Here is a 15,324-nt window from a genome sequence, read left to right as displayed (position 1 = left end):
ATGCTTATGCAGATTACTTCTTGAGGAAGTCTTGTACGTGGTCATTTGGTACCATCTCCTCTTGGAAGGTATAAGCACCAGTCTTAGGCGACTTGACCATCTTGATAACCTTCGAGTATGAGCGACCATCGCCCGTTCTAAAGGTTGCGACCGATTTCTTAGCCATTGTACTTAGTTCTTATTTTGTTAGTAGGAAGGGGAGAGATGATTACTTAATCTCACGGTGTAGTGTGTAGCGCTTGAGGATAGGATTGTACTTCTTAAGCTCTAGGCGCTGTGTGGTATTCTTTCTATTCTTTGTGGTGACGTAGCGAGAGGTGCCTGGCATGCCACTCTCTTTGTGCTCTGTGCACTCGAGTATTACCTGTACTCGATCGCCTTTACCTTTCTTAGCCATAGTAAATGAGTGTGATTAAAGGAGTGAGTGGTTTATTTGCTCTTGATGCTTAGGTAGCCCGCATCGCTAGCACGGCGCAGAGCCTCGTTGAGTCCTACGCGGTTGATGAGCCTGAGCCCAGCTGCTGAGACCTTGAGAGAGATCCAGCGATCCTCCTCGGGCCAGTAAAACTTCTTGCGGAAGAGGTTAACGTCAAAGGTGCGCTTTGTGCGACGCTTTGAGTGGGATACATTATTGCCCACCATAGCCTTCTTACCGGTGATCTGACATATCTTAGACATGACGGTGTGGTATTTCTTTTATACTTCTACGATGTTTCTGAGATCGACACAGCCCAGCCATTAGCATCATCTGGTGTGGGTCTGCAATCAGACTGCAAAGTAACGCAATTATTTTGACAAAAGCAAATGCTCATCGAATCTTAGCCCCGAAAATCGCATCGCAAGGCTAATTCCTATTTTGAGGTGCTGGGGGAGAAGCCACACGCAAAAAACTAACTGAAGTGAATTGATTAACTTGCACCCCCAAATGAATGAGGAGAGCTTTTCGCCCTCCCCCTTACCACCTCAAATATGACTAAAGAACTAGATTGGATTGAGCTATTCGCTCCACAAGAAATTCTCCGAGACTTTAACTTCGAGAAGTTGGTTGAAGAAAACGGCATTTACCGCATCTTTATGGTAGAGAAAGATGACGCTGCCCATATCCCCGCAGAGTTGAAAAAAGAGGTCAACGGAGATCTTTCAAAGATAGTCCTAGACGGCTATACGAACTACATTGAGTTGCAGACCTTCCCAGCTATGGGCAAGGAGGTCTTCCTCTACCTCAAGCGTCGTCGCTGGAAGGTAAAACAGGACCAGCGACAAGAGGAAAAGAGCTACTCCAACAGCTACTCATACAATGAAAAAGGCATGAAAGCGACCAAGGCTTTCGGCAATTTTTTAAAAGAAATTGATTGGGTCTAAGCCCACCAGTATCGGGCAAGTCGCCTACTGTATGGGGATGAGCTCGAAGAAACTCTTTCGCTGGTACAAAGATGTCTTGAGCGGATACAAAAGCCCAGGGCACCAACGCCATTTGCAGAAGACTGGAGCCTCACGATCTCTAGGGTCTTCTGCTAAAAGCCCTGTAAGTTCTGATCTAAAGATCCCCATTCTCAATGAGAAGAATATGGGATCCACCATCTGCATAGACGAAAAGAACATCAACGGGGATTGCTACACCATCGTGTCGAACCCAGAGACGAATAAAATCGTCCTGATGGTCAACACGCTCCGAGCCTCCCAGATCGTCTATCTAATGAGATCAAACATCTCCCAAGAAGCACTTTTCGCAGTCTCTTGCGTAACCCGTGATATGGCTCCAAACTACGACTGGGTGGCTCGTGAACTCTTCCCCAATGCCTATCAAATTGCGGACAAATTTCACGTTGTCAAAAACATCATTGATCAAGTCCAGTCAGTAAGAATACGCTACCGCCAAGAGCTTCTACGCAAGCAACGGGAGCTGGAGGAGGCGAGTCGCAAACGGTCTAAACTGCAGCCCGCCCCCAAAATCCAGCAAGAGCTCAAAGAGTTCAAAAAAGAGCTGTCCAATGGAGATACCCAGCTACAGCTCCTCCAGCGCAGCAAAGGGTTACTACACAAGCTTCACAACGAGCAGACAGCCAGTCAAAAGCTACGCGCTCGGCTACTCTTTAGACTTTTCCCAGACATCAAAGAAGCGTACAAATTCTCCGTAGCGCTACGGAAGTGGTACCAACGTCCTATGCGAAATGGTACCTCCATAACACCCTCCCGACACCTGTTGGAGTGTAAGAAAAAAGCACTTCTAGAGATCATCACTAATCACCTCAGTAGTCCATGTGAAGAGGTCAAGAACATCGCTCACTTTATGGTCAAGCACATAGGAGAGATCTGCAACTACTTCCTCGGCTATAAGACCAACGCTTCAGCAGAAGCACTCAACCAGAACCTCCAACGCTTTATCGCCATCAACTATGGAACCCGAAATAGTGACTTCTTCCTCTACCGCATCGCCGTTCACTTCAGTTAGTTTTTTGCGTGTGGCTTTCTCCCCAGCACCTCAAAATAGGAATTAGCCCATCGCAAGCAAGCTTAACGTGCTGATGTGTAGCAATGTATAGGGACGCACGGCTCGGATGCAGACCGTCGATACGTCCGTCCTCGCTGAAGTAATACGAGATACAATTTGCGGAATTGAGATGAGACCTAGAGAGTTACTACGTACCAAAATTGTATTACATTTGCTCTCTAGATAAAACGCCATATAATATGATCCAACGCTTTTCCCTCTTCCTAGTCCTAGGACTGGCTCTCTGTGTGAGTACGCTATGGGCTAAGCCTCGTACAGAGCAGCAGGCTCGTCTCATAGCCGAGCAATATACCACACAGCACTTTAGCCGTAGCGATTTGGCTGCACTACGCTCAGCAACCACGCCCTTGCTAACGCTCGTGTCCGCTCCAGCCGCTGACGCTGGCGAGGGGTCCGTACGTCACCAGACGACGGCTCCAGTCGTGCAGACGCTAGCCTCCGCCTATTACGTGTATAATATAGGTAGTAAGCGAGGCTATGTGATGATCTCGGGTGATGATCTACTGCCTGAGGTGATCGCTTACGCTGACGAGGGCGCTTTTATTCCAGACGAAAAGCAGCCAGAGCATATCGCCTCGTTTCTCGCTCAGGTACGTGCAGCGCTGCACGCTCTGGTAGAGCGTGGCAAGCCCGTAGTGAAGCCACGCACCTCACAGCTACGTCCTGATGGGGTCGCTCCTCTCCTTGGCGATATTCAGTGGGGGCAGGGTTACCCCTTCAACGCGCTTTGTCCCAGCAAGGAGGATGGTCGTGCTGTCGTGGGCTGCGTAGCGACGGCACTCTCACAGATCCTCCGCTATCACCAGTGGCCTAATCAGGGCGAGGGCATCTGCTCCTATACCGAGAAAGACGGCACCACCCATCGTGTAGACTTCTCACAGTACGTCTACGACTGGGCACATATGCCCGCACAGCCCGATCCAAACTTCCCAACTCAAGATGTCATCAGTGCACTCTCCACGCTATGCTATCACGTAGGAGTCATCTCACAGATGCAGTATAGTGCTCAAGGGAGTGGCACTTTCTCTCAGTATCCTAAAGAGGGACTGCAGAAGTACCTTAAGTATAAGAAAGGCATTCGGCTACTCAGTCGTATGAACTATACGATAGAGGACTGGATGGACATCATCGCTACAGAGCTCAACGAGGGACGACCTATCTACTACGCTGGTGCTAGTAGTACGGTCGGTCACGCCTTCGTCTGCGATGGCTATAAGCAGGACGGCTACTTTCATATCAATCTCGGCTGGGACGGTATGGCTGATGGATACTTCCTCCTTTATGCGATCAACCCCGATATGCTAGGTACTGGTGGCGGTACTTCATACGATGGGTTCAATAACTATCAAGAGATTATGGTCGGTATAGAGCCTGACCGTGATGGCTCCTCTAAGCCCGCTGGTGGCGAGTCTATATCGGCTCACTACCTAGAGGTGTCGTGTGAGGATAATGCAACTATCAAGCTCCAAAACGTAGTCCTCGAGCTAACCTCTGCACTGAGGTACAAGACGAAGTTCTGCCTCTCCATAACGCCCTCTGAGGAAGGTGCTCAGACCTATTACGGAGCCCTCAGTGATGAGCAAGAACTGGCGAATTTCAACTATTATGTCTACGTTCTCAAGCAACTACACAACATCTCCTCCGTTAACCTACCCGACCTGGGACTCCCCACACGGAGTGCGAGCTACGTTGTGTCCCTTGCTTACGAAGGCAATGACGGTAAGATGATCCCCGTACAGCACTACAACGGAGGTATCTCCGAGGTGCTCGTCACCTTCGATGCTGAGGGCAAGGCTAGCTACGAATTGCGAAATCTGGAGCCACAGCTTGCTTTGACAGATGTCCTAGATCCTGACCTGCGAGGTTACAGCAAGAGTTCGCTTACGCTCGGCATCGACAACCTTAGCAAGGAGGAGTACTACTCCACATGGACCTGCTACTTTGAGGATATGAAGGGCGATCTTACCCCTATCGGCTCCCTCTCAGCCTTGATGTCTGCCCAAAAGCAGCAGCAGGTGCCACTAAAGATCTCCAAGCTACCTCTCCCCGCTGGCACTAAGGGCAATATCATCCTCAAGGGGACCTATCTAGATGAAGCTGGCTTTGACAGTGACTACTCTTTACGCTCTTCGCAGCGTCTGGAGGTACTCCCGTCTCAGAGGTCGATCTCCGCTGCCACGCTCAAGTGCCTCGCTAGGCGATCCTTAAGGGGGGCAATAGAGTATACCCCTGGGATGACCTCTATGGATTTCGAGATAACCAATCAGGGAGATCAGACGAGAAGCTATGTCGTGCTAGACTGGGCACTCTTACAGCTTGCGAATGGAGGTACCTATCTACGGAGTAAAGGTCAGAATCTCTTTAAGGATCTAGAGGCTCATGGGTCGGTCCAGTATAGTATAGATCCCTCTCTTTGGGAGTCGATGATCGAAGGGAAAAAGTACTCCCTCCTAGTCCGACTGTCTGATGTCGTAGAGGATGATGGTCAGTTCTACTATGGAGAGCGAGAGTCCCAGTTAATCCTGCCCATAGTTACTGTAGACCAGCTCTCACCAGCTATTGACGAGGAGCATTACGTCTCTCTCGAGAAAGAGTTTGAGAATCCGTACATCCTCTCTGCACAGATCGCAGCTCCCGGTATGATCCGCATCTACGGGTGGCAGCCCTCGTCCATATCACACGAGGGTGGTGTCTACAAGATCTATGGAGCTGTCGATAAGGGGCGTACCGCTATCATCGGAGCTTTCACATCGCTGGTCTTTGACGATGAGATGGAGGCCAAAGAGATCGTCGAGGCTGACTTCTCGCACGCTTCGCCCGATCTAGAGCACGTCTCGCTCTGTCGCAGCAAGATCAGAGGTCAGGCGATGACCGAGATGCTCCAGTCCCTCCCCGATCGCTCAGCCACCACTCGTGGTACCATAGCACTTATCGACACCTCTAGGCCTGATCTAGAGGGCAACGTCTGTACAGCAGAGCAAGTAAAGATAGCTGCACGGCGTGGTTGGACGGTCACCGATCAGAGTGGCAACGCTTACCTAGCAGTCGATGACCCAACCTCACAGGACGACTGGATGCTCTACCCCATACCGGTACGTGATCAGCTCACAGTGGTAGGGCTACCTACTGCTAGCCCCGTGACGCTCTACACGCTGCAGGGAGAGCGACTGCTGCAAGCTGTCACACCCGTCAGTGGTCAGCTCCAGATCAGCCTGGCACATCTACCCAGTGGCACATACATCCTCACCACAGTACTGGGGAGCCGTCGTGTAGTCGTGGCGCACTAGACGTATCAGCGCTCAGCAAAAACAACTTCGACTGAACTGGCGTTAAGGCTTAGCCTTACTTTGAAAAAATGACTCGCAAGCTAGACAAGCTTGCGAGTCATTTTTTTAGCAAACGATAAGTTAGAGACTAGATATTAGCGGTTAGAAAGTAGGAGTCAGAGGTTTTAGTTGTTTTCCACGGGGCAAATCTCAAATCTCCACGGAGCTATTTTTTATCCTCCACGTGGAGACGAAATAAAACTTCGGAGGAATCAAATGAAACTTCGGAGGAAATGTTTCTCGCCTACGTGGAGAATAAAAAATAGCTCCGTGGAGATTTGAAATTTTCCACGTGGAGATTGCGAAGAGTGTCGGCGGTTAGCTAAAGAGTAGGCTCTAACATCTTTTTCGTACCTTTGGAGTGGAGTTGCGAGAGCGACTCCAGTTTTTAGAGTTAGACACTATAATATATAGCATAACAGATGCAGCAGATAGAGGGTCCGATCGGGGTTTTTGACTCAGGGTACGGAGGATTGACGATCCTACGTAAACTGCAGGAGCAATTACCTCAGTATGACTTCGTTTATCTTGGCGACAATGCGCGCTCGCCTTATGGTTCGCGGTCTATGCGTGTGGTCTACCAGTTTACGAGAGAGGCGGTCGAGAGGCTCTTTGACCTAGGCTGTCCGCTGGTCATCCTCGCTTGCAACACCGCCTCGGCGAAGGCGCTCCGACAGATACAGCAAGAGGATCTGCCTAAGCTCGATGGAGGCTCGATGCGTCGTCGTGTGCTGGGGATCATCCGCCCTACAGTCGAGTGCATCGACACGCTCACGGGTACCAAGCATGTGGGTATCCTCGCCACTGAGGGTACTGTCTCTAGTGAGAGCTATGTGACTGAGATACACAAGCTCTACCCCGATGTGACGGTCGTCCAGGAGGCTTGCCCGCTGTGGGTGCCTATCGTGGAGACGGGCGAGAGCGATAGTCCGGGGGCCGACTTCTTCGTGCGCAAGCATCTAGAGCGACTCTTGGCACAGGACGAGAAGATCGATACGATCATCCTGGGCTGCACCCACTACCCGATACTAATGCCTAAGATACGGCGTCTGCTCACTCCCACGATCAAGGTGGTGTCTCAGGGCGAGCTCGTCGCTAAGTCTCTCGAGGAGTACCTCGTACGCCACCCCGAGATGGCGGCTCAGCTCACACGTGGTGGCACGACACGCTACTACACGACGGAGCAGACGGAGCGATTCTCCCGTACGGCATCTATATTCTTTGACACACCCATATCGGTAGAGCATCTGTCTCTATCACAGTACTAATGAATAACAAATAGCAAACGAATCACTATGAAGAGAATCTATTTTGTAGCATTACTCCTGCTGACCTCGCTACTCTGCGTCAGCTGCGGTACTTGCAAGAACAGTAGCAAGATCAATCTGGCCTCGCTCGATGGCAGCTCTTGGGAACTCACTCATATGGATGGTATCGAGATCAATAAAGACGCAGTCCAGACAGCTACTATCAGCATCAGCAAAGCACGCATATCTGGACAAGCAGCCTGCAATAGCTATGGTGGCGAGTGTATGATGTACCCCGATGGTCGTATCAAGATCGGCGACATGATGTCGACTCGCATGGCCTGCTCCAACATGATGTATGAGCGGATCTTCCTAGCGGCTCTGCAGGAGGCTAAGGCCTTTCGTATGGATGGAGCAAACAGGCTCAAGATCTACTCTACGCACGACGCTTCGGGTCAGCCTAGCCTAACTTTCAAGCGCAAGTAACCCCTTCACTACATATCGCCATAGCGTAGATCCCCTCTCGCGGGGTCTACGCTGTGGTCTTGCCTCTAATCTCTAACCTCTAACCTCTCTTCCCCATGCGTAACCGTATCCTCTTTACCACCCTCATACTCCTCTGCTCGCTCACACTCGTTGCCCAGCAGCAGCGAGAGATCACCCTTCCTGAGGTCACCTCAGGCGCATTTGCTGCTCGTGGTGCTGGCAACGGCTTTCGCTCGCTACCCGATGGTAAGCACTACACGCTCATCAGCGATGACTACCAGCGTATTGTCAAGTACGAGTACGCTACGGGACGGGCCGTCGATACGCTCTTTGACATAGCGACTGCTCGTGAGTGCGATCTCAAGGCGATCTGGGACTACGACATTGCACCCTCGGGACATCATATCCTGATCTACACTGACATACAGCCTATCTACCGTCGCTCCTACACGCTACGCGCTACCCACTACGATGTGCGTCGCAACCTGTGTGAACCACTCACAGAAGGTGAGATCATGATCCCCACCTTTAGTCCTGACGGGCGGATGGTCGCTTTCGTCAGAGACAATAATATATACATCAAGAAGTTTGATTTCAACTCAGAGGTGCAGGTCACCACGGATGGTAAGCGCAATGAGGTGATCAACGGTACCACCGACTGGGTCTACGAGGAGGAGTTTAGCACGACACGCCTGATGGAGTGGAGCCCCGAGAGCGACTTCCTCGCCTTCGTACGCAGTGATGAGAGCCAGGTGAAGGCCTACTCGATGCCGATCTACGGAGATGATCTCTACCCCACGGACTATGTCTATAAGTATCCGAAGGTGGGAGAGCAAAACTCGACCGTCTCACTACACCTCTATAACCTCGAGCTCAAGCGCATCGACCGTGTGGAGCTACCGCTGGATGCGGACGGCTACATACCTCGCATCGTCTTCACTGGCTGGGGCAGCGATCTAGCCGCTGTCACGCTCAATCGTCTGCAGAACGATCTCAAGGTGTACCGCATTAATCCGAAGAGTCGTACGCCTCGGCTGACCCTTCGTGAGCAAGACCCGCGATATATCAACAATGAGTTTATCAACTCCATGCGCTTTGTCCCCGATGGCATCGTCATGCTGAGCGAGCGCGATGGCTCTACGCAGCTCTATAAGTATGGTACGAATGGAGCACTCCAGCAGCGCCTGACTCAGGGTGACTGGGACATTATCAACTTCTACGGCTGTGACAGCGAAGGCAACGTCTACTACCAAGCTGCCGACGAGACACCTACCCAGAGACGAGTCCTCAAGACGACCCCACGGGGCAAAACGACTGTCTTAGCGGGAGAGGCTGGCATCAATCGTGCTAGTTTCACGCAAGACTATAGTTACTTCATCAATAGCTATAGCAATGCTAAGACACCTACCATCACGACAATCCGCACGGCAAAGGATGGCAAGGTGATCCGTACGCTCGAAGACAATGCGCAGCTGGTCGCTAAGCTCAAGGGGTATGACTACAACGACAAGGAGTTCTTTACCATTGAGGTGGCTCCTGGACGCACGCTCCATGGCTGGATGATCCGCCCGCCACACTTTGACGCGAGCAAGCGTTACCCCACGGTGATGCATCAGTACAGTGGTCCCGACTCGCAGGAGGTGTTGGATCAGTTTTACATCGGCTGGGAGTACGCCCTGGCGCAGGCTGGCTATGTCGTAGTCTGTGTGGACGGACGTGGCACAGGTGGCCGTGGCACCGAGTGGCGCAAGTGCACCTATCGTGAGCTAGGTCTGCGCGAGAGTAGCGACCAGATAGCTGCAGCTGAGGCGCTGCCCAAGCAGTTTGCTTATATCGATGGAGATCGGATCGCTATCTTCGGCTGGAGCTACGGCGGGTACAATACGCTCATGTCGCTCTGCCGTGGCAAGGTATTTCGTGCTGGTGTAGCTGTGGCTCCTGTGACCGACTGGCGCTTTTACGATACGGTTTACACAGAGCGCTTCATGGCGACTCCACAGGTCAATAACAAGGGCTACGAAGCTTCTTCTGTCCTACCTATCGCACACAACCTACATGGTGATCTGCTGGTCATTCACGGCACGGCTGATGACAATGTGCATCTGCAAAACACGATGCGCCTAGCCACCGAGCTGGTTAAGGCGGACATTCCCTTTGAGATGGCGACCTATACAGACAAGGATCACAGCATCTACGGGGGCAACAACAGGCAGCACCTCTACAGTCGCATCATCGAGTTCCTCGATCGTAAGCTTAAATAACTTCTAGAGATAGAGCTGATGAAGCAACCCCACATACGTAAGCCTGAGTGGCTCAAGATCAAACTCGGTAGCGATGTAACCTACGACGAGACGCGTGCGGTGCTGCAGCAGCATTGTCTGCACACAATCTGTACGAGCGGTCGCTGTCCTAATCAGGGTGAGTGCTGGTCACGAGGTACCGCCACCTTTATGATCGGGGGAGCGGTCTGTACGCGAGCTTGTAAGTTTTGCAATACAGAGACGGGTCGCCCGCTACCGCTAGACCCTGAGGAGCCTCGTCACGTCGCTGAGAGTGTCCGTGCGCTAGGACTCAAGCATGCGGTGGTCACCAGTGTGGATCGCGATGATCTGCCCGACAAGGGGAGTGCCCACTGGGTCGAGACGATACGACAGATACGAGAGCTGTGCCCTGGCGTCACGATCGAGGTGCTGATACCCGACTTCGACGGGCAGGCAGAGCTCATTGCGCCGATCCTACAGGAGCGCCCCGAGGTGGTGGCGCACAATATGGAGACGGTGCGACGGCTCACGCCCGTGGTACGTAGCCGAGCTACTTATGACTGTAGTCTCTCCGTCTTGGCACAGATCGCTGAGGCGGGACTGCCCGCTAAGACGGGGCTGATGCTCGGTCTCGGCGAGACGCAGGAGGAGATCCTCGAGACGATGGACGATCTGCGTCAAGTAGACTGTAGTATTCTCACGTTGGGTCAATACCTCCAACCCACCCGTCGTCACTATCCCGTGCAGGAGTATGTGCATCCCGACCGCTTTGCCGAGCTTCGGGAGATAGCTCTAGGCAAGGGCTTCCGTCATGTGGAGAGCGGTCCTCTTGTACGCTCCTCCTACCACGCTGAGCGCCACCTGCTCTAGCGTCGTCGCTTCCAGAGGGTGCCCAATTCCGCACTGTCTAACCCTGTAAAAAGTAGACTCGTAAGTAAGATAATTATGAGTAGTACGATGAAACAGATAAAAGAGACGAAGGCAACGCCCGAACATTTATTGAAGAGACGCCCTTCCAAGGGACATGCCACAAACACCGAATGGCTGAGGATCTAAAGCGGCAGACAACTTCTACTCCCTAGCTTCGCTACAGCTACTTTTTGTTGCAAGGGGGCTTGGATGGTATAAAAAGAGAAGGCTCAATCGCTAGATAAAAGCAATTGAGCCTTCTCTTTTTCGGTCGTATCCCCAAAAGTGTGTATTTCGACCTTTCTGACTTTTATCGATCCGCTTTGTGGCGCAGACGGCGCAAGATCGGCGCAAACGCCTTGACCAGGTGCTCGCGCCAGACGATATACCCAGTGAGTGCGACTAAAACCACGGTACTGAGTAGCAGACGCATCCACATCGCAGGTATCGCACCATAAATCCACAAGACGAGCCCTACGGTGATGGCGCCCACGACGAAATAACCTGCCGTCGCTCCTAGTTGGTACGGCACGGGGTAGTACTTGCGCCCGAGGAAGTAGGAGACGAGGACCAGTAGGAGGTTGCTCACCACCGAGGCGTAGGCACACGCCATAAAGCCCCAGTGCGGTGCGCCCCACACGATGATCGCCACCGTCAGCAGACAGCCGGCCGTGGAGATGATACCACCCCAATAAGTGCGGTCGGTCAGCTTGTACCAGAGCGATAGATTGTAGTAAATGCCGAAGAGCACCTCCCCAAGCATTACGTAGGGCACGACCCGTAGCCCGTCGTAGTAGGCGGGGCTGATCAGCACCTTGAGTAGGTCGAGGTAGCACATCACAGCGACGTAGATAAAGATCGCCGAGAGCAAGTAGTAGTGCATCGCTTTCGCATAGGTGATGCGTCGCTCTTGCTCTGCAGCTGCCTCTTCGTCTGCCGAGAGTTCGCCCTCCTTACCTCGCTGGAAGATAAAGGGCTCGTAAGCAAAGCGGAAGGCTTGCGTAAACATGACGATGACGACCGCTATCTTGTACCCCGCACTATAGATGCCAAGTTGTGTATTGGCAAAGGTTTGATCCTCAAAGAGCATCGGGAAGATGATCTTGTCCGCCATCTTGTTGAAGTTGCCCGCTATGCCGAGCAAGACCATCGGCAGCGAGTAGTGGAGCATACGACGAAGCAGCCCCCAGTCGAAGCGTCCTCCACCACGTGCCTGCTTCATATAGGGTATCAAGACCAGTAGGAGGATGATATTGGCGATCATGTTCGAGAGGAAGATATATTCGACACCTAGCCCTGGTTCGTACCACCAGTCGACCGCTCCAGGCGCCACCCTCTGGAGCCAAGGGCAGACTAGTAGGAAGAAGAGGTTGAGCGCCACCGTGAGGAGTACGTAGCCTATCTTGATCAAGCCATATCGCAAGGCTTGATTGGTATAGCGCAGATAGGCAAAGGGGATACTGGTGAAGGCATCGATCGCGACGATCACGATCAGCATCGCCACGGGGCGCAGCATGTCGGCATACCCTAGAGCTGCTCCGATTGGCTTGACAAAAAGCAAGCCCAAGATGAGGAAGAGGAGCGAACTGGTGCCTAGCGTACGCAAACTATTGGCATACACTTTGCGCCCGTCACCCTCACGACTGAAGCGGAAGAAGCCCGTCTCCATCCCATACGTTAGGAGGATCAGGAGCAGCGCCACCCACGCATACAGATTGGTCACGATACCATAGTCGGCAGGCGAGGGCAGCTGATACACATAGAGCGGGAAGAGCGCCCAGCCGAGGAAGCGACTGAGCATAGTCGTCGCTCCGTAGATGACGGTATCCTTAAAGAGACTCTTGATACGGCTACTCATGGTTCTGTCAATTGCGTTTTGAGCAAAGCTTTATACTTCGTATAGATCCCCCTCTTGGGTTGTAAAGCTATTGGGAAAGACCTCTTGAGCCTCACTAAGCAACTTCGACAGGTCGTCATAGCGACCTGAGTAGTGCCCCAAGAGCAGTTGACCCACCTCGGCCGCCCGTGCCACCTCTGCGGCTTGTCGTGCTGTCGAGTGCCCATAGGTCTCCGCACGGTCACGAAACTCCTCACTGTAAGTGCTCTCGTGGTAGAGGAGGTCTACACCTCGTATCTGCTCTACCAGATGCCACGCTGGGAGCGTGTCTGAGAGATAAGCGTAGGAGCGAGATGGGCGACCCGGCTTCGTCAGTTCACGATTGGGGATAATGCGCCCTCCACCTGAAGGTACGTAGTCTAGCCCCATTTGTAGGGCATGCATAGCCGTGTGGGGAATTTGATAAAAGTCGGTAGCCATAGGATCTATCCGCCTCGGCATACAATGCTCACGGCAGAGGAAGCCGATGGCGCTCGTACGGTGCCGTAGTGGCAACGTGTCGACTTGTAGCCAAGGGTCGGAATAGATAGCCTGGGAGACCTCATCACTCGGAGCTATGACCACAGAGAGCTCGTAAGGACTCTCCTCGATGTGATGCTCCTCGATGTAGCGTATGTAGTCAGCCACCTCGGCTGTCGTCACGATGGTGAGCGGCTTTGTGCGCCCTACGTGTGCCATCGAGGTGAGTAGCCCTGGTAGTCCGAAGCAATGATCCCCATGAGCGTGAGAGATAAAGAGCGCCTCCAGCTGCGTGATCTTATAGCCCGCTAGGATCAGCGAGTGCTGCGCCCCTTCGCCAGCATCTATCAGGTAATGATGCCCTGCGACGGTCAGTACTTGTGCCGAGGGAAGGTGATGCCGTGTGGGACGTGCAGAGCCACAACCGAGGATCTTGACTTGCATCTCAAGCGTGTTGCTATAAAACGAGACTACTGTTACGACTGTTCCTCTTCCTCTGGGGTATAGCGGTAGAAGCCCACGCCTACCTTGCGCCCGAGCTGTCCGGCGCGTACCTTCCTACGTAGTAGTGGGTGCGGACGATACTTGCTATCCATAAACTCAGCGAAGAGCCCCTCCAAGATCTCCAGACAAGTGTCTAGACCGATCCAATCTGCCAGCTCTAGCGGTCCCATCGGGTGACTGGCGCCGATGCGCATCGCACGGTCTATATCTTCGATAGAGCCGATGCCTTGAGCCAGCTCGGTGATCGCCTCGTTGATCATCGGTATGAGCATACGATTGACGATGTATCCTGGCGAGTCCTCGACGTAGACCGTATCCTTGCCCATCGCATCGCACAGCTCTTGTATCTGCTCTAGCGTCTCTTGCGAAGTGTGCTGTGACGAGACGATCTCGACAAGGTCAATGAGCGGTACAGGGTTGAAGAAGTGCATCCCTGCCACAAGCGATGGACGCTGTGTAGCGTTGCCTAGCTCCGTGATGCTGATCGATGAAGTGATCGAAGCGATGATCGTCCCTTCGCTGAGGACAGCATCGAGGTCGCGGTAGAGGTCTTTGTGCTCCTCTAGGGTGCCACTGGTCGCCTCTATGACGAGGTTGGCGGAGACAATGTCTGCATTGTCCACAGTCACCTTGATGCGGCTGAGCAACTCCTGCTGCTCCTCTTCGCTCCAGTCGAAGAGCTCGCCACACTCCGCCAGTGACTGCTCGAGGAGTGGAATAGCCCGCTTCTGACGATCCAAAGATCGTGCCTGTATGACGGTAGGTATATGATGCATGGCCAGGCAGATGGCTATGCTGCGCCCCATGGAGCCGGCGCCTACGACGGCTACCTTCTTATCGTAGCTGACCGCAGCGGTATCGCGCTGGGTAGAAGTATTGTTTGTCATTTCTTTATAGTCTCTCTTGTAGGATCAAAGGTACGAAAAAGAGGTTAGACCTTAGAGATTAGAGATTAGATCCTAGTAGCACTAGAGCCAGCGCTAAGTCTTTTTTCGAACTAGCTACGCATAGGTTGGTGTAGCACAGCCTAGCACCAGCTCGGCAGAGAGTCCCAGTGCTTGACAGATGCGCCCCGCTAGCGAGAGCGATGGCTCGCTCTTGTCATTGACGAAGTCACTCACACGAGATGGAGAGATCCCCAGTTCACGGGCTAGCTCTGCCTGAGACTTGCCCTGTTCCTTGAGGGCATAGCTGATTAGTTCGCCTAGCGTTAGGCTCTCTAGCGGATAATGCTCCTCTTCGTACGAGGCGACCACATCACTCATAATCGCCAACTCCTGCTCTTCGGGCGCACTCATTGTCTCATCCTCCATACGAGGCAGGAGTGCCTCCACACGAGCTAGAGCATATCTATATTGTTCTTCTGTATACATGTCTCAAAGCGGTTAGATAGTTAGACAATCCACCTTGTCGTATCCTCTATAAACGACAATAGAGCGGCAATTGCCACTCTACTGTCGTTTTAAGCTGTCGTTTTAAGCTTTTCTGTCGGGGTACCAGGATTCGAACCTGGGACCCCCTGCTCCCAAAGCAGGTGCGCTAACCGGACTGCGCTACACCCCGAAGATTCTGATCGGTACATCGTGGGGAAAAATGCCCCCTTCGTGCCGTTCGTGGTGCAAAGATACGACATTTAATTGAATAAACAAGCAGTCCCACTTCAGAGTTTTCGAAATATTGGGGGAAACAGCAGTTGCTAGAGGGGCACTAGACGATTATTGGG

Annotated in this window: 14 protein-coding genes and 1 tRNA gene; 7 read left to right on the top strand and 8 right to left on the bottom strand. The window is 52.6% G+C overall.

Annotated features, from left to right (window positions below; all coding sequences use genetic code 11):
* Positions 1–13 precede the first annotated feature (13 nt).
* The 3 genes from PORAS_RS08960 to rpmB are packed head-to-tail and all read right to left on the bottom strand — an operon-like array spanning position 14 to position 678.
* Positions 14–166: a DUF4295 domain-containing protein gene (locus PORAS_RS08960; protein WP_004331849.1), complete on the bottom strand. Its 153-nt coding sequence runs from the start codon at positions 164–166 to the stop codon at positions 14–16.
* A 42-nt stretch (positions 167–208) separates the two neighbouring features.
* A complete protein-coding gene (gene rpmG / locus PORAS_RS08285; protein ID WP_004331841.1) occupies positions 209–397 on the bottom strand; it encodes a 50S ribosomal protein L33 in 189 nt (62 codons plus the stop codon).
* Between the two features lie 32 nt (positions 398–429).
* Positions 430–678: a 50S ribosomal protein L28 gene (gene rpmB, locus PORAS_RS08280; protein WP_004331861.1), complete on the bottom strand. Its 249-nt coding sequence runs from the start codon at positions 676–678 to the stop codon at positions 430–432.
* Between the two features lie 291 nt (positions 679–969).
* Here rpmB and PORAS_RS08275 point away from each other — a divergent pair, with 291 nt between their 5' ends.
* The 7 genes from PORAS_RS08275 (at position 970) to lipA (ending at position 10,702) form a co-directional block, all read left to right on the top strand.
* Positions 970–1,362, top strand: a complete 393-nt coding sequence (locus tag PORAS_RS08275) for an ISAon1 family transposase N-terminal region protein (protein ID WP_013760729.1) — start codon at positions 970–972, stop codon at positions 1,360–1,362.
* Positions 1,363–1,399: 37 nt separating this feature from the next.
* Positions 1,400–2,452 carry a transposase gene (locus PORAS_RS08270; RefSeq protein ID WP_245528025.1) on the top strand — a complete coding sequence of 351 codons (1,053 nt, stop codon included), beginning with the start codon at positions 1,400–1,402 and terminating at the stop codon, positions 2,450–2,452.
* Between the two features lie 239 nt (positions 2,453–2,691).
* Positions 2,692–5,799, top strand: a complete 3,108-nt coding sequence (locus PORAS_RS08265) for a thiol protease/hemagglutinin PrtT (protein WP_013760906.1) — start codon at positions 2,692–2,694, stop codon at positions 5,797–5,799.
* A gap of 461 nt (positions 5,800–6,260) precedes the next feature.
* Positions 6,261–7,106, top strand: a complete 846-nt coding sequence (gene murI / locus PORAS_RS08260) for a glutamate racemase (protein WP_013760905.1) — start codon at positions 6,261–6,263, stop codon at positions 7,104–7,106.
* Positions 7,107–7,133: 27 nt separating this feature from the next.
* On the top strand, positions 7,134–7,571 hold the full coding sequence (locus PORAS_RS08255) for an META domain-containing protein (RefSeq protein WP_013760904.1): 438 nt from the start codon (positions 7,134–7,136) through the stop codon (positions 7,569–7,571).
* 95 nt (positions 7,572–7,666) lie between these two features.
* Positions 7,667–9,832, top strand: coding sequence for a S9 family peptidase (locus PORAS_RS08250; protein WP_013760903.1), 2,166 nt, complete (start codon positions 7,667–7,669; stop codon positions 9,830–9,832).
* Between the two features lie 18 nt (positions 9,833–9,850).
* Positions 9,851–10,702 (top strand): lipoyl synthase, encoded by an 852-nt coding sequence (gene lipA / locus PORAS_RS08245; protein WP_013760902.1) that lies wholly within the window; start codon positions 9,851–9,853, stop codon positions 10,700–10,702.
* Positions 10,703–11,051: 349 nt separating this feature from the next.
* Here the strand turns inward: lipA and PORAS_RS08240 are convergent, their stop codons facing one another.
* The 5 genes from PORAS_RS08240 to PORAS_RS08220 form a co-directional block, all read right to left on the bottom strand.
* Positions 11,052–12,599, bottom strand: coding sequence for a lipopolysaccharide biosynthesis protein (locus PORAS_RS08240; protein WP_013760901.1), 1,548 nt, complete (start codon positions 12,597–12,599; stop codon positions 11,052–11,054).
* 30 nt (positions 12,600–12,629) lie between these two features.
* Positions 12,630–13,541 carry a ribonuclease Z gene (locus PORAS_RS08235; RefSeq protein WP_013760900.1) on the bottom strand — a complete coding sequence of 304 codons (912 nt, stop codon included), beginning with the start codon at positions 13,539–13,541 and terminating at the stop codon, positions 12,630–12,632.
* A gap of 32 nt (positions 13,542–13,573) precedes the next feature.
* Positions 13,574–14,488, bottom strand: coding sequence for a 3-hydroxyacyl-CoA dehydrogenase family protein (locus PORAS_RS08230; RefSeq protein ID WP_004331839.1), 915 nt, complete (start codon positions 14,486–14,488; stop codon positions 13,574–13,576).
* A gap of 114 nt (positions 14,489–14,602) precedes the next feature.
* The gene (locus tag PORAS_RS08225; protein ID WP_004331867.1) at positions 14,603–14,974 is read right to left on the bottom strand and encodes a helix-turn-helix domain-containing protein; all 372 of its coding nucleotides are present in this window, start codon (positions 14,972–14,974) and stop codon (positions 14,603–14,605) included.
* 115 nt (positions 14,975–15,089) lie between these two features.
* Positions 15,090–15,164 (bottom strand) — tRNA-Pro (locus PORAS_RS08220).
* Positions 15,165–15,324 lie beyond the last annotated feature (160 nt).

This window comes from Porphyromonas asaccharolytica DSM 20707, assembly GCF_000212375.1.
GTDB lineage: Bacteria > Bacteroidota > Bacteroidia > Bacteroidales > Porphyromonadaceae > Porphyromonas > Porphyromonas asaccharolytica.
This window is presented reverse-complemented; position numbering and strand designations above follow the sequence as displayed.